This is a genomic window from Actinospica acidithermotolerans (assembly GCF_018139625.1).
Classification (GTDB): domain Bacteria; phylum Actinomycetota; class Actinomycetes; order Streptomycetales; family Catenulisporaceae; genus Actinospica; species Actinospica acidithermotolerans.
The window spans coordinates 1-14,496 of the sequence record NZ_JAGSOH010000002.1; the positions used below are offsets into that span (position 1 = coordinate 1).

The 14,496-nt window shown below is 71.0% G+C and carries 11 protein-coding genes; 6 read left to right on the forward strand and 5 right to left on the reverse strand.

The window, feature by feature from the left end; translation table 11 throughout:
* Positions 1 to 32 precede the first annotated feature (32 nt).
* On the reverse strand, positions 33 to 503 hold the full coding sequence (locus KDK95_RS00845; protein WP_212515996.1) for a hypothetical protein: 471 nt from the start codon (positions 501 to 503) through the stop codon (positions 33 to 35).
* On the opposite strand from KDK95_RS00845, the gene KDK95_RS00850 reads away from it, so the two are divergent.
* Genes KDK95_RS00850 through KDK95_RS00860 form a run of 3 tightly spaced genes read left to right on the forward strand, consistent with a single transcriptional unit; the run spans position 502 to position 4,316 of the window.
* Positions 502 to 1,854, forward strand: coding sequence for a MinD/ParA family ATP-binding protein (locus KDK95_RS00850; protein WP_212515997.1), 1,353 nt, complete (start codon positions 502 to 504; stop codon positions 1,852 to 1,854). The genes KDK95_RS00845 and KDK95_RS00850 overlap by 2 nt on opposite strands.
* Positions 1,855 to 1,874: 20 nt before the next feature.
* Entirely contained in the window at positions 1,875 to 3,503 is a 1,629-nt protein-coding gene (locus KDK95_RS00855; RefSeq protein WP_212515998.1) for a N,N-dimethylformamidase beta subunit family domain-containing protein, read from the forward strand.
* Positions 3,504 to 3,533: 30 nt separating this feature from the next.
* The gene (locus tag KDK95_RS00860) at positions 3,534 to 4,316 is read left to right on the forward strand and encodes an IclR family transcriptional regulator (RefSeq protein WP_212515999.1); all 783 of its coding nucleotides are present in this window, start codon (positions 3,534 to 3,536) and stop codon (positions 4,314 to 4,316) included.
* A 64-nt stretch (positions 4,317 to 4,380) separates the two neighbouring features.
* Here KDK95_RS00860 and KDK95_RS00865 read toward each other — a convergent pair whose 3' ends face one another.
* From KDK95_RS00865 to KDK95_RS00875, 3 genes are read right to left on the reverse strand one after another with little or no spacing between them, the layout of a single operon-like run.
* Entirely contained in the window at positions 4,381 to 5,958 is a 1,578-nt protein-coding gene (locus KDK95_RS00865) for an amino acid permease (RefSeq protein ID WP_212516000.1), read from the reverse strand.
* Positions 5,959 to 5,962: 4 nt separating this feature from the next.
* Positions 5,963 to 7,483 carry a GMC family oxidoreductase gene (locus KDK95_RS00870; RefSeq protein WP_212516001.1) on the reverse strand — a complete coding sequence of 507 codons (1,521 nt, stop codon included), beginning with the start codon at positions 7,481 to 7,483 and terminating at the stop codon, positions 5,963 to 5,965.
* 21 nt (positions 7,484 to 7,504) lie between these two features.
* Positions 7,505 to 9,064: an aldehyde dehydrogenase family protein gene (locus tag KDK95_RS00875; RefSeq protein WP_249159991.1), complete on the reverse strand. Its 1,560-nt coding sequence runs from the start codon at positions 9,062 to 9,064 to the stop codon at positions 7,505 to 7,507.
* A 174-nt stretch (positions 9,065 to 9,238) separates the two neighbouring features.
* Between KDK95_RS00875 and KDK95_RS00880 the strand changes: the two genes are divergently transcribed.
* From KDK95_RS00880 to KDK95_RS00890, 3 genes are read left to right on the forward strand one after another with little or no spacing between them, the layout of a single operon-like run.
* On the forward strand, positions 9,239 to 11,680 hold the full coding sequence (locus tag KDK95_RS00880) for a GcvT family protein (RefSeq protein WP_212516003.1): 2,442 nt from the start codon (positions 9,239 to 9,241) through the stop codon (positions 11,678 to 11,680).
* A gap of 14 nt (positions 11,681 to 11,694) precedes the next feature.
* Positions 11,695 to 12,858, forward strand: a complete 1,164-nt coding sequence (gene solA, locus KDK95_RS00885; RefSeq protein WP_212516004.1) for an N-methyl-L-tryptophan oxidase — start codon at positions 11,695 to 11,697, stop codon at positions 12,856 to 12,858.
* On the forward strand, positions 12,855 to 13,988 hold the full coding sequence (locus tag KDK95_RS00890; RefSeq protein WP_212516005.1) for an aromatic ring-hydroxylating oxygenase subunit alpha: 1,134 nt from the start codon (positions 12,855 to 12,857) through the stop codon (positions 13,986 to 13,988). The genes solA and KDK95_RS00890 overlap by 4 nt, the downstream gene beginning before the upstream one ends.
* On the opposite strand, the gene KDK95_RS00895 is transcribed toward KDK95_RS00890, so the two are convergent.
* A complete protein-coding gene (locus KDK95_RS00895; RefSeq protein WP_212516006.1) occupies positions 13,985 to 14,479 on the reverse strand; it encodes a hypothetical protein in 495 nt (164 codons plus the stop codon). The genes KDK95_RS00890 and KDK95_RS00895 overlap by 4 nt on opposite strands.
* Between the last annotated feature and the right edge of the window lie 17 nt (positions 14,480 to 14,496).

Below are 14,496 nucleotides of genomic sequence, written 5' to 3' on the forward strand. Positions count from 1 at the left end.
GGTCCGGCGCTGCCTCCGTCGCCCGCGCCGCATCAGTCGCAGGGCGGTTCGGCGCTGCCGCCGCCCCCGCCGCCGCCGCCGCCGAACGCGCAGACGTCGCGGAACACTGACTCGTCGGCTGACGCGTCGTCCGCCGCCGCGCGCTCCAGCGAGCTTCCGGTGGACCCGCCCGCGCCCGGCGTGTGGCAGGCCGCCGCCCCGTCCCCGGCCACTCCGCCGTCACCGCCTTCGCTGCCCACTCCGCCGTCGCCGGCCACTTCGCCGTCGCCGCCTTCCCCGGCCACTCCGCCGTCGCCTTCGTCGCCGGTCCAGGACCAGCGCTCCGAGTCGCCCGCTCCCCCGGCGCTGCCGAAGCCGCTGTCCGCGCCGCCGCAGTCGCAGTCGCTGCCCGCGCCGCTGACGCCGCCGGCGCCGCCCGCGACGCAGGGTTCGCAGAACCTGCCCGCCCCGGTGCCCGCGCCGCAGTTCCCCGCTCCGCAGCCGCCGCACCCGGCGCCGCCCATGCCGATCAACCAGGCGCCGGTCAACACCCCGCAGCCGCCGCAGCCCGGTCCGAACCCCGGTCCGCAGCCGTTCGCGGTGTTCAACGCGCCGACGCCACAGCAGGGCCCGCAGCAGGGCGACCAGCCGATCTACGCGCCACAGCAGCAGCAGCCTCCGTACGGCTACCCGCAGCAGCAGGCTCCATACGGCTACCCGCAGCAGTACCCCGGACAGCCGGGCCAGCCGCCGCAGGGTCCGCAGCAGCCGCTGCCCGGCCAGCCGTACGACTCCGGCCAGAACCCGGCGCCGCAGCCCGGCTACTTCCCGGCCCAGCAGCTGCCGCCGGCCCCGAACTCCGGCTACACCGCGTCCGCCGGGCAGTCCTACGGCTCCGGCCTGGCCACGCCGCTGGGCTTCCAGGCCTCGCAGGAGCTCAGCTCGGAGCGCCTGGTGCGCCGGGCCGAGCCGGTGGCCAAGACCGGCTGGCGGCGCACCGTGCGCTCGGTCAGCGGCGGCGTCATCAAGGTCAAGCCCGGCAAGTCCGAGGCGCAGCGGCTGGAGAAGCTCGAGCGGATCCGCACGCCGCTGCTCGGCTGCTACAAGATCGCGGTCATCTCGCTCAAGGGCGGCGTCGGCAAGACCACGACGACCACCGCCCTCGGCGCGACGCTCGCCTGGAACCGCGGCGACCGCGTCATCGCGGTGGACGCCAACCCCGACGCCGGCACGCTCGGCCGCCGCGTGCGCCGGGAGACCGGCGCGACGATCCGCGACATGATGCAGGCGCTGCCGAACATCCGCAGCTACGTGGACATGCGCCGGTTCACCTCGCAGGCCCCGAGCCGGCTCGAGGTGCTGGCCAACGACGTCGACCCGGCCGTCTCGACCACGTTCAACGACGAGGACTACCGGCGGATCATCGAGGCGCTGCAGAACCAGTACTCGATAATCCTCACCGACTCCGGCACCGGCCTGCTCTACTCGGCGATGCGCGGCGTGCTGACGATGGCCGACCAGCTGATCGTCGTCGCGACGCCGAGCGTGGACGGCGGCAACTCGGCCTCGACCACGCTGGACTGGCTGATCGCGCACGGCTTCGAGGACCTGGTCCGCCGCTCGATCACGGTGATCTCCGCGGTGCGCCCGTCGTCCAAGGAGATCGACCTGTCCCAGCTGGTCGCGCACTTCGCGGCGCGCTGCCGGGCGGTCGTCTCGGTGCCGTACGACTCGCACCTCGCCACCGGCGCCGAGGTCGACCTCGAGTACCTCAAGCCGGCCACCGCGGACGCCTACCTGGAGCTCGCCGCGCACGTCGCGGACGGTTTCGCCTCGCAGCGCGGCGCCGGTCCGCAGCACCACTTCGGGCCCTGATCCGCAGGTACCATGGCGCCGTGAGCGAACAGCGCGAGCGCGGCGCGGATCAGGATCAGGACCACGAAGGCGGACGCGGCCCGAAGCGACGGGTCGTGCTCGGCGCGGCGGCGGCGGGCGCGCTCGGCGCCGTGGGAGTCGGTATCGCGGTCACGCAGCACTCCGGGGCCTCCGGCGCACCCGGGTTCTCGAGCGCCACTGCGGCGTCGGGGGCAGGCCCGAGCGCGGCCGCCGGCGTGTCCGCGGCGTCCTCGTCGGCCGTCGCCGAGGAGGACCTGCCGGGCGACGCGAACTGGCGGATCACCTCGGCCGGCAAGCCCGACGCGATCCAGGGATACGCCGATCGGTACAGCGTGCTGCCGGGTCAGCAGTTCGGCCTCTACGTCTCGACGACCGCCGCGTCGTACCAGGTCCGCGCGTTCCGCGTCGGCTGGTATGGCGGCGCCGAGGCTCGTCTCGTGTGGACGTCCGAGTCGCAGCGGGGGGCGATGCAGTCCGCCTCGCGGCTCGACAGCGCCACGCGCCGCGTCTCGACCGAATGGACCAAATCGCTGACCGTCTCGACGGACGGCTGGCCCGCGGGCGCCTACCTGCTGCGCCTCGACGCCGCGAACGGCCATCAGCGCTACGTGCCGATGATCGTGCGGTCGTCGAGCGCGAAGGGCAGACTGCTGCTGATGCACGCGGTTGCTACGTGGCAGGCGTACAACCTGTGGGGCGGCTACAGCCTCTACCAGGGTCCGAACGGAAGCTACGACACCCGGTCGCTCGTGGTCAGCTTCGATCGGCCGTACGACGACGTCGGCGCCGAGAAGTTCCTGGTCTACGAGCGCGCGGCGGTCGTGCTCGCGGAACGCCTCGGCCTGCCGGTCGCGTACACCACGGGCATCGACGTGCACGACGATCCGAGCATCCTCGACGGCGCCAATGCGGTCTTCTCTCTCGGCCACGACGAGTACTGGACGCCGCAGCAGCGCAAGAGCGTCATGGCCGCGCGCGATGCGGGCACGAACGTCGCGTTCCTCGGCGCGAACACGTGCTTCCGCCGGATCCGCCTCTCCGACACAGCGCTCGGCGCGAACCGCGACGTGGCCTGCTATAAGACCTCTTACGAGCAGGATCCGCTGTACGGCCGCGACAACGCGCTCGTGACCACGGACTTCCGCGCCGACCCGTCACCCGATCCCGAATCGTCGATGACCGGCGTGCTCTACGAGAACTATCCGACCGACGCGCCCTATGTCGTCCTGAACGCCGACCACTGGCTGTTCGACGGCACTGGCGTGAAGAAGGGCGACAGCTTCGACCACCTCATCGGCGTCGAGTACGACCGCGTGACGCCGGACCAGCCGACGCCGCGGCCGATCGAGATCGTCGCGCACTCCCCGCTGGTCTGCAACGGCGAGTCGAGTCACTCGGACTCGGCGTACTACACGGTCGCCAGCGGCGCCGGCGTCTTCGCCTCGGGAACGATGCGCTGGGTCGAGGGCCTGCTCGCGGGTACCCCCGACGCGGACAACGGCATGGATGCCAGGACCGGCGCCTTCGTCACGAAGACGACCGAGAACCTGATGCGCGCCTTCGCCTCAGGCCCCGCGGGCCACGGCCAACCGGTCCCGAAGGACAACGTCGCCGAGGTCTACGCGTAGCGGGGACACTTTCCTGCATACTGTTGCGCTATGAGCAACACTGAGGGCGTGTCGGGCGCGTCGCCGGTGCAGTCGGTGGATCGGGCGGTCAGCATCCTGGAACTGCTCGCCGGGCGCGGCGAACTCGGGATCACGGAGCTCGCCGCGCACCTCGGCGTGCACAAGTCCACGGCCTTCCGCCTCGCCGCCGCCCTGGAACGCAGGGGCCTGATCGAGCAGACCCGCGAGCGCGGCGCCTACCGCCTCGGCTTCGGCCTACTCCGCCTCGCGGGCGCGATGAGCGGCCAGATGGACCTGAACCAGCAGAGCCGGCCGATCTGCGCCCGTCTCGCCGACGAGGTCGGCGAGACGGTCAACATAGCCGTGCTCGACGGCTCCAGCGCGGTCAACATCGACCAGGTGCTCGGACGCTCCTCCATCACGACGCACAACTGGGTCGGCCAACGCACGCCGCTCCACGCCACGTCCAGCGGCAAGGTCCTGCTCGCGCACCTCCCGGACGACCGCGCGGCGGCCCTGATCGCCGAAGGCCTCGAACCCTCCACCCCCCGCACGTTCACCGACCCCGCCGCGCTGCGCGAGCAGCTAGAGCAGGCGCGAGCGGCCGGCTACGCCTACACCGTCGAAGAACTCGAACCCGGCCTCAACGCCGTGGCCGCCCCGATCCGCGGCCCCGGCGGCCTCGTCATCGCCGCCGTCAGCGCGTCAGGCCCCTCATTCCGCCTGCCCGAGGCGCGCATCCCCGAAGTCGCCGAACGCGTCATCGCGGCGGCTACCGAGATCTCGTACCTCATGGGGCACCTGCCGGGCTGAGCCGGAGCCACGCGCGGCTGCCGGGCGGAGCACGCGATCCGCTCTCCACCCGGCAGTCGCCGAATCAGACCTCCGGCAGCGCCTCCGGCACCACCTCCCCCTCGATCACCGACTCGATCACCGACTCGGTCACGCGGCCATGCTGGCGCAGTGCGTAGTAGGCGGCGCCGACGAGGACGATGACGGTGGTGAACACGACGCCGCCCCACTGGTAGTACCAGTGGTCGCTGCCGTAGACGGCGGCGCGGGGCCAGGCGAGGTTGACGATCATCGCGGCGCCGTAGAGGACGGCGAAGCCGTTGACGAGCAGGCCCCAGCGGCCGAGGCTGAAGTACGCGCCGTGCTCGGGTCCCGGCCAGCCGCCGCGCAGGCGGCGCAGCAGGACGGGAGCGGTGACCATCAGGTACGGGATGTAGAACAGGATGATGGCCACCGACGTGAGGATGTAGAACACCCGCTGGTTTCCGATGTTGATCAGCAGCAGCACGATCGTCAGGCCGCCGGTGAGCAGCGCGGGCAGGACGGGGGTGCGGGAGCGCTCGGAGACCTTGGCGAGCGAGGCGGAGAAGGGCAGCCGCTGGTCGCGGGCCATGGAGAAGATGAGCCGGATCGCGGCGGTCTGCACGGCGAGGCAGCACACGGTGATCGCGATCGCCGAGCAGATCAGGAAGACGTCTCCGAGTCCGTTGCCGAGCACGCTCTTGACGATGTACGGCAGGCCGAGGGTGCCGATGTTCGAGTCGCCGAGGTTCTTGGTGGCCATCATCGCGAACAGCATCAGCAGGCCGCCGATGACGAACGCGGCGCTGATGGCGCGCAGGATCGCCTTCGGGGCGTGCTTGCGCGGTTCGAGGGTCTCCTCGGCGAGCGAGCCGGCGGTGTCGAAGCCGTAGAACACGTACGCGCTCATGACGGCCGCGACGAGGAACGCGCCGACGTAGCCGCCCGCGTGCCCGGCTCCGGTCCCGTTGGTCTCGGTGACGATCTGCGGGCCGTGCTTGACGTGCGCGATCAGCAGGATGACGAGCAGCGTGGAGCCGCAGAGCTCGACGAGCACGCCGAAGTTGTTGATCTTCGCCATCGCCTTCACGCCGAGGATGTTCACGACCGTCGTGAACACGATCAGCGCGAGGGCGAGCACGATGGCGTTCCGCGCGCCGGCCGGGGTGCTGGTCAGGCCCGCGTCGGAGGAGCCGCCGACGATCTCGAAGCCGAGCGAGACCTGCGGCAGGATCACCTGGTAGGCCACGGCGACGGCCGCCGCGGTGACGATCGAGCCGATGATGATGATCCAGCCGGCCATCCAGGACGTGGCCGGGCTGGCGATCTGCTTGGCCCACTGGTAGACCGAGCCGGCCAGCGGGAACTGCCCGGCCAGCTCGGCGAAGCAGAGCGCGACGGCGAACTGGCCGAGGAAGACCAGCGGCCAGGTCCAGATCATCGCCGGTCCCCCGGCGCCGAAGCCGAAGCCGAAGAGCTGGAAGACACCGGTCATGATGGAGATGTAGCTGAACCCGGCGGCGAAGCTGGAGAAGGAGCCGAGGGATCGGTGCAGCTCCTGCTTGTAGCCGAATCGGGCCAGATCGCGTGTGTCGCCCGGTTCGGCGAGGGCGGTGGCTGCGGGCGGTTCGGATGAGGTCACGTGCTCACTCCTTAGCGATCAGGGTTGCTGCCTTCTCGCCGATCATCAGCACGGCCACCATCGGGTTGACGGTGGGCATGCTCGGGAACACGGAGGCGTCGGCGATCCGCACTCCGGCCACGCCGCGCAGCCGCAGCTCGGGGTCGACGACGGCGAGCCCGTCGTCCGCGGCGCCCATCCGGCAGGTGCCGGCCGGATGGAAGACGGTGAACGCGGCACGCCGCGCGTACTCGGACAGCTCCTCGTCCCCGGTCACGTCGGGTCCGGGCGCCACCTCGCGCAGCAGCCAGTCGGACAACGGGGCCGTCCGGGCGACCTCGCGGGCCAGCCGGATGCCGTCGACGAGGGTCCGGGCGTCGTAGTCGTCCGGGTCGGTGAAGTAGCGGAAGTCCAGCGCGGGCTTCACCGCGGGGTCGGCGCTGGTGAGGTAGAGCCGGCCGCGGCTGTGCGGCCGCGGGATGTTCGGGGTCATGCACACCCCGTGCTCGGGCACCGGGTAGCCGAGCGGGGCCGTGTTCTCGCAGAACGGGATCTGGTAGAAGTGGAACATCAGGTCGGGGCGCGGATCGCCGGCGTCCCGGCGCACGAACAGGCCCGCGTCCGAGTCCATCGCCGACTCCGGCGGCAGCGGCGCCTTCGTCTCCCAGATGATGATCGACTCGGGGTGGTCGAGCAGGTTCTCGCCGACTCCGGGTACGTCCGCGACGACCTCGATGCCGAGTTCGCGCAGCTGGTCCGCGGGGCCGATCCCGGAGAGCAGCAGCAGGCGCGGCGTGTCGATGGATCCGGCGCACAGCACGACTTCCTCGCGCGCTTCGACGAACTCGACGGAGCCGTCCGGCCGGCGCACGCGCACGCCGGTGGCGCGGCCGTCCGCCACCGACAGCTTCTCGACCCACGTCTCCAGGTGCAGGGTCAGGTTCGGCCGGTCGAGGACCGGGTGCAGGTAGGCGACGGAGGAGGACGAGCGGATGCCGGTTTCCGGGTCGTAGCCCACCGAGAAGAACCCGACGCCCTCGTCGAAGGGCTCGGCGTTGAAGTCCTCGATCTCCGCGATGCCGAGCGCGGTGCTGACGGCGGTGACGAAGTCCTTGGCGATCGGGTTCCGGTCCTTCTCGGCGACCGGCGCGATGGTGTTCCGCAGCCGCCGGTAGTGCGGCAGCATCGCCTCGTAGCCCCAGCCGGCGGCCCCGGCCGCCTCCCAGTCGGCGAAGTCGGCCGGCTGCGGCAGGAAGCTGATCATGGTGTTGTGCGAGGAGCAGCCGCCGAGCACCCGGGCGCGCGAGTGCCGGATGTTGGAGTTGCCGCGCGGCTGCGGCGTGGTCGGGTAGTCGTAGTCGAGTTCGGTGCCGAGCAGGTTGATCCAGTTGCGCAGCCGGAGCACGCGGTCGTCGCCGAGGTCGCTGGGGCCCGCCTCGATCAGGCAGACGGTGCGGTCCGCGTTCTCGGTCAGCCGCGCGGCGAGCACGGCGCCCGCCGTGCCGCCGCCGACGATCACCACGTCGTGGATCTCGGCCGAAGTCATATGCCTCCCTAGGTCGGTGCCTCAGCCCGAGAACCACCTCTGCGGCTTCGGGTCGAGCGTGCGCCAGATGTGCTTGGTCTCCTGGTACTCGCGCAGCCCGGCCGGGCCGAGTTCGCGGCCGGTGCCGGACTGCTTGTAGCCGCCCCATTCGGCCTGCGGCACGTAGGGGTGGTAGTCGTTGATCCACACCGTGCCGAGCCGCAGCCGGGCCGCGACCCGCGCGGCGCGCGCCTCGTTCGCCGTCCAGACGGCGCCGGCGAGGCCGTAGGGCGTGTCGTTGGCGAGCTCGACGGCCTCGTCCTCGGTCTCGAAGGTCTCGACGGTGAGCACCGGGCCGAAGACCTCCTCGCGCACGATGGTCATGCCCGCGGTGCAGTCGTCGAGCACGGCGGGCCGCAGGAAGAAGCCCGGCTTCAGGGCTGGCTCGGTCGGCCGCGTGCCGCCGCAGCGCAGCTTCGCGCCCTGCTGGAGCGCGCCCGAGATGTACCGCACGACCTTCTCGCGGTGGGCGGCCGAGATCAGCGCGCCGGTCTCGCTGTCCTTGTCGAGGCCCCGGCCGACGCGGATCAGCTCAGCGCGGCGCACCAGCTCGGCGACGAACGGCTGGTGCAGGCTCCGGTGCAGCAGCAGGCGCGAGCCGGCCGAGCAGACCTGGCCGGAGTGCAGGAACGCGGCGGTGAGTGCGAAGTCCACCGCGGTGTCGAAGTCGGCGTCGTCGAACACGATGTTCGGGTTCTTGCCGCCGAGTTCGAGCGCGACGCGCTTGACCGTGCTGGCGGCGGCCCTCATGACGGACTTCCCGCTGGCCGCTCCGCCGGTGAACGACACGAGGTCGACGTCCGGGTGCGCGGCCAACGCGGCTCCGGCCGCGCCCGCGCCCAGAACGAGGTTCGCCACCCCGCTCGGCGCGCCTGCTTCGAGCAACGCGATCTCCAGCAGCTCGAACAGCCGGATGGTCGTCAAGGGGGTGAGCTCGCTCGGCTTGGCGACGAGCGTGTTCCCGGCCGCGAGCGCGGGCGCGATCTTCCAGGAGATCTGCAGCAGCGGGTAGTTCCACGGCGTGATCAGGCCGCACACGCCGACCGGCTCGTGCACGACGCGGCTGTCCACATCCGCACGTCCGGCGTCGACGACGCGTCCCGAATCCTGGGCGGCCAACGCCGCGTAGTAGCGGTAGACGGCGGTGGAGTCGTCGACGTCGTATTCGCTCTCGGCGAGCGTCTTGCCGGTGTCGCGGGTCTCCAGCCTGGCGATGTCGTCGCGGTGCGTCTGGAGGGCATCGGCGACGGCGTTGAGCACGGCGATGCGCCGCGAGCTCGGCAATCCGGACCACTCGCCGCTCCGGAACGCCGCCTTCGCCGCGGCGACCGCGGCACCCACGTCGGCCGCATCCGCCTCGGCGACCTGCGCGATCACGGTCCCGTCGCAGGGATCGAGGATCGAGCGGGTGGCGCCGGCGGCGGACGGCCGCCAGGTGCCGTCGATGAAGAGCGAGTCGGAACGCACGGTCGGACCTACCTCCTCGATCGTTGCGCAATCAGAGACAGTCTCCTTATCGCGCAACGGGATTGCAGACAGCATGGAATCAGCCGAGTACCCCGTCAAGGCTCCGGAGTTAACTCGGCATGAGCCATTGTTTCCCCGTCGTATCAGCTCACAACGATGCCCCCGAGCCCTTGACAGCTGCCGGACCGCGCCCGAACCTGTTCCTTATCGCGAGCTCCATTTCGCTATACGCAACAGCGAGGGGACCCCATGCCGGCGCAGCCCAGGATCGTGATCATCGGCGCGGGCATCGTCGGCTGCGCGCTCGCCGACGAACTGAGCGCGCGGGGCTGGGCGCGGCGGCTCACGGTGCTGGACCAGGGCCCGCTGTTCGCGACCGGCGGTTCCACGTCGCACGCGCCCGGGCTCGTCTTCCAGACCAACCCCTCCAAGACGATGACCGGATTCGCCGCGTACACCGTCGCCAAGTACTCAGGGCTCGAACTGGACGGCCGCTGGTGCTACAACGCCGTCGGCGGCCTCGAAGTCGCGACCACGCCCGAGCGCGCCGAAGACCTCAAGCGGAAGGCGGGCTACGCGGCCTCCTGGGGCGTTCCGGCGCGCCTACTCGATCCCGGCGAGTGCGTCGCGCTGCACCCGCTGCTGGACCGCGGCCGCGTACTCGCCGGGTTTCACACACCGACCGACGGATTGGCCAAGGCGGTACGCGCCGCGGAAGCCCAGGCACTGCGGGCGATCGAGCAGGGGGCGCGCTTCCTGCCTCAACACACCGTCGTCGGCATCGAGTCGGCGAACGGACGCGTGACCGGCGTGGTGACCGATCAGGCCACGTTCCCTGCGGACGTCGTCATCTCCTGCGCGGGCTTCTGGGGGCCGAAAGTCACACGCATGGCAGGGCTCGAACTCCCCCTCCTGCCGATGGCGCACCAGTACGTCCGAACGACGCCGGTCCCCGCGCTCAGCGACCGGAAGGCCGATCCGGTCGCCGAAGCGCTCCTTCCGATTCTGCGCCACCAGGACCGTGACCTGTACTTCCGCGAGCACGAGGACCGGATCGGCATCGGCTCGTACGCACACCGGCCGATGCCCGTCGACCTCGCCGACGTCGGCTCGCCGGGCGGCCCGGCCATGCCCTCGATGCTCGCGTTCACGGCCGACGACTTCGAACCCTCCTGGCGCGACGCCGCCGATCTGCTGCCCGCGCTGTCCGCCGCGAAGCTGGACGAGGGCTTCAACGGCATCTTCTCGTTCACGACCGACGGCTTCCCGCTCCTCGGCGAATCCCCGCAGTTGCACGGCTTCTGGGTCGCCGAGGCGGTGTGGGTGACGCATTCGGCGGGCGTGGCCAAGGCCGTCGCGGAGTGGCTGGTCGACGGACAGCCGAGCGTCGACGTGCACGAGTGCGACATCAACCGCTTCGAGGACGTGCAACTCGCGCCGCCGTATGTGCATCGGCGCAGCAGCCAGAACTTCGTCGAGGTCTACGACATCATCCATCCGCTGCAACCCGCCGAGCAGCCGCGTCCGCTGCGCGTCAGCCCCTTCTACCCGCGACAGCAGGAGCTCGGCGCCGTGTTCCTCGAGGCGGGCGGCTGGGAGCGCCCGCACTGGTTCGAGGCCAACGCCGGCCTCCCCGGCGTCGACGCGATCCCGCCGCGCGGCGCGTGGGCCTCGCGCTACTGGTCGCCGATCGCGGGCGCGGAGGCGCTGGCCACGCGCGACCGCGTGGCGATGTACGACATGACCCCGCTGAAGCGCCTCGAAGTCACCGGCCCGGGCGCGCTGGCTTTCCTCCAGCGCACGACCACCAACCAGCTCGACAAGCCCGTGGGCGCGGTCACGTACACGCTGCTGCTCGACGAGCTCGGCGGGATTCGCAGCGACCTGACCGTTGCCCGCCTCGGCCCCGACCGCTTCCAGGTCGGCGCGAACGGCCAGCTCGACCTCGACTGGTTCACCCGGCGACTGCCGGACAACGTCCGGATCCGCGACATCACCGCCGGCACCTGCTGCATCGGCGTCTGGGGACCGCTCGCGCGCGACCTCGTCCAGCCGCTGACGCGCACCGACTTCAGTCATCGCGGCTTCGGCTACTTCAAGGCCAGGCAGGCGTACATCGGCGAGATACCGGTCACGGCCCTGCGCGTCTCCTACGTCGGCGAGCTCGGCTGGGAGCTGTATACGACGGCCGACGCCGGACTGCGGCTGTGGGACACGCTCTGGGAGGCGGGACAGGCACTTGGCGTCGTGGCCGCCGGCCGTAGCGCATTCAACAGCCTGCGCCTGGAGAAGGGCTACCGATCCTGGGGCGTGGACATGACGCCCGAGCACGATCCGTACGAAGCAGGGCTCGGATTCGCCGTGCGGCTCGGCAAGGGCTCCTTCACCGGTCGCGACGCCCTGGCCGACCGGCAGACGCCGGCCCGGCGCCTCGCCTGCCTCGTCCTCGAAGACCCCGAAGCGGTCGTGATGGGCAAGGAGCCGGTGTACGTCGACGGAACCCCGGTCGGCTACGTCACGAGCGCGGCGTACGGGTACAGCGTCGGCGCGTCGATCGCGTACGCCTGGCTGCCGGCCGCGGCGGCCGAACCCGGCTCCCACGTGCACGTAGAGTATTTCGGAGGCCGCCTCGCCGCCCGCGTGGCCGAGGAGCCGCTCTTCGATCCCGCGATGGCCCGCATCCGCCGTTAGGAAGGCGCACCCGGATGACCAGCTCGTACGACGCGATCGTCATCGGCCTCGGCGGAATGGGAAGCGCCGCCGCCTACCGGCTCGCCGCGCGCGGACTGCGCGTGCTCGGCCTCGAACGCTTCACGCCCGGCCACGACCGCGGCTCCAGCCACGGCGGCTCGCGGGTGACCCGGCAGGCCTACTTCGAGGACCCCGCCTACGTGCCGCTGCTACTGCGCGCCGCCGACCTGTGGGAGCAGGTCGAACGCGACTCGGGCCGCGACATCGTCACCTACACCGGCGGCGTGATGATCGGCCGCCCCGACAGCCGCACGGTGGCCGGGAGCAAGCTCAGCGCCGAGCAGTGGGGGCTGGCCCACGACATGCTCGACGCGGCGGAGATCCGGCGCCGCTTCCCGACCCTGAACCCGGCCGACGACGAGATCGCCCTCTACGAGGCGATGGCGGGCTTCGTCCGGCCCGAGGAGTCCGTCCTCGCGCACCTCCAGCTGGCCGGCCAGGCGGGCGCGGAGCTGCACTTCGAGGAGACGGTCGCCGAGTGGGCGGCCGAGGGCTCGGGCGTGCGCGTGACCACGGATCAGGACACGTACACCGCCGGCCGCCTGGTGATCTGCCCGGGCGCCTGGGCCCCGGATCTGCTCGCCGGCCTCGGCGTCGACTTCGAGATCGAGCGGCAGGTCATGTACTGGTTCGCCCCCGAGGGCGGCACCGCCGCCTTCGTCCCCGAATCCCACCCCGTCTACATCTGGGAGGTCGACGCCGACACGCAGTTCTACGGCTTCCCGGCGATCGACGGCCCGGACGGCGGTGCGAAGGTCGCGATGTTCCGCGGCGGCCGACGCTGCACGCCGGAGACGATCGACCGCGAGGTGCACGACGCCGAGGTCGAGGCCATCCGCACCCACCTGCGCCCGCGCATCCCCGCGCTTCCCGGCCCGCTGCTGCACGCCGCGACGTGCATGTACACGAACACCGCCGACGAGCACTTCGTCATCGCCGCGCATCCCGCACACAGCCAGGTGACGGTCGCGTGCGGCTTCTCCGGCCACGGCTTCAAGTTCGTCCCGGTCGTCGGCGAGATCCTGGCCGACCTGGCCGCCGAGGGCTCGACCCCGCACCCGATCGCCCTGTTCGACCCCGCACGCCTGCTGCCCGCGTCCCGGAAGGCTCACCCGTGACCGCTGCCCCCCACGACATCTCACTCCCCGCCAGCCTGCTGCGCACCCTCCCCGGCACCGCGTACGCCGACCCCGACGTCTTCGCGCTCGAACAGGAGCGGATATTCGAGCGCATGTGGATCTGCGCCGTACGCGGCGCCGACCTGCCCGGCCCGGGCAGCTTCCGCACCGTGCAGATCGGCCGGGAGAGCGTGCTCGTCGTGCGCACGCGCGAGGGCGGCATCCGCGCGTTCCTCAACGCGTGCAGGCACCGCGGCGCGCAGCTGTGCGCCGAGGACTCCGGCGAGGTCAAGCGCACGTTCCGCTGCCCCTACCACGCCTGGACCTACGCCCTCGACGGCAGCCTGGTCGCCGCGCCCAACCTCGCCAAGATGCCCGACATCGACCGCGTCGAGTACGGCCTGCTGAAGGTCCACGTCCGCGAATGGCTCGGCTACGTCTGGATCTGCCTGGCCGACGAGCCGCCGCCCTTCGAACGAGACGTCATCGGCGCCGCCGTCGAACGCCTCGGCAACGCGGAGGCGATCGAGCACTACGACACCGGCCAGCTCACCGTCGGCCGGCGCATCACGTACGACGTGAAGGCCAACTGGAAGCTCGTCATCGAGAACTTCATGGAGTGCTACCACTGCTCCACGATCCACCCCGAATTGGTCAGCGTCCTGCCCGAGTTCGCCAAGGGCTACGCGGCCCAGTACTACGTAGGCCACGGCGCCGAATTCGGCGGCGCCGTCGAAGGCTTCACCGTCGACGGCCGCCCCGGCGTCTCCCGCATCCCCGGCGTCACCGAGGACCAGGACCGCCGCTACTACGCGATCACGGTCAAGCCCCAGGTCTTCATCAACCTCGTGCCCGACCACGTCATCGTGCACCGGATGTTCCCCGTCACCGCGGACCGGACGCTCGTCGAGTGCGACTGGCTGTTCCTCCCCGAGGTCGTCGCCTCAGGCACCGACCTCGACGCCTCCGTCGAACTCTTCCACCGCGTCAACGTCCAGGACTTCGCAGCCTGCGAACGCTGCCAGCCCACGATGACCTCCCGCTCCTACGCGAAGGGCGGCGTCCTCGTCCCCAGCGAGCACCACATAGCGGCGTTCCACCAATGGCACAGGGCGATGCTGGAGAGCTAGCCGCCTGGACAGTCGTTGCTTCCGCTGAAGCACGGGACGTAGGTGTACGTGCTGGTCGGCGTTGGTGTTGGTGTCGACTGAACGGTCGGCGTCCCAGAGGACGGGAACAACCGCTCGTAGTGATGCACCGCAGATGCGGTGAATATGAGCACCGCGACGATGAACACGCATTGCAGCAGACCGGTCAGGTAAGTCCTCGCCCAGACGGTGCACGCCGCGATCAGGACCAGGACGGCGGTCACGACGCCGCCGAGCAACTCCGTCTGCGAGGCCTGTTTACTCGAGAGCGCAGGGCTCGTCTCAGCGAAACTCTGGAAGTCGATCAGCAGCATAAGAAAGCCGCCGAGAATCGCCAGCAGCACGTCCGCGCCGAGGACCAACGCGATCACCGCGCCCCGAGGCGGGCGCGGGCGCGGCTCCTTGTACGTGAACGGCACCTCGAGCCGCACCGGAAGCGGCTCCGGCGCGGCGTCCTGGATGTCGTCTTCCATCTGCCGATCCCCCTCGT

Bases quoted from the DNA above. Each gene is read 5' to 3' on its own strand.
- KDK95_RS00850 (WP_212515997.1), top strand. From the start codon at position 502: ATGCCGATCAACCAGGCGCCGGTCAACACCCCGCAGCCGCCGCAGCCC.
- KDK95_RS00845 (WP_212515996.1), bottom strand. From the start codon at position 503: ATGGGCGGCGCCGGGTGCGGCGGCTGCGGAGCGGGGAACTGCGGCGCG.
- KDK95_RS00860 (WP_212515999.1), top strand. From the start codon at position 3,534: ATGAGCAACACTGAGGGCGTGTCGGGCGCGTCGCCGGTGCAGTCGGTG.
- KDK95_RS00870 (WP_212516001.1), bottom strand. From the start codon at position 7,483: ATGACTTCGGCCGAGATCCACGACGTGGTGATCGTCGGCGGCGGCACG.
- KDK95_RS00875 (WP_249159991.1), bottom strand. From the start codon at position 9,064: ATGCTGTCTGCAATCCCGTTGCGCGATAAGGAGACTGTCTCTGATTGC.
- KDK95_RS00880 (WP_212516003.1), top strand. From the start codon at position 9,239: ATGCCGGCGCAGCCCAGGATCGTGATCATCGGCGCGGGCATCGTCGGC.
- solA (WP_212516004.1), top strand. From the start codon at position 11,695: ATGACCAGCTCGTACGACGCGATCGTCATCGGCCTCGGCGGAATGGGA.
- KDK95_RS00895 (WP_212516006.1), bottom strand. From the start codon at position 14,479: ATGGAAGACGACATCCAGGACGCCGCGCCGGAGCCGCTTCCGGTGCGG.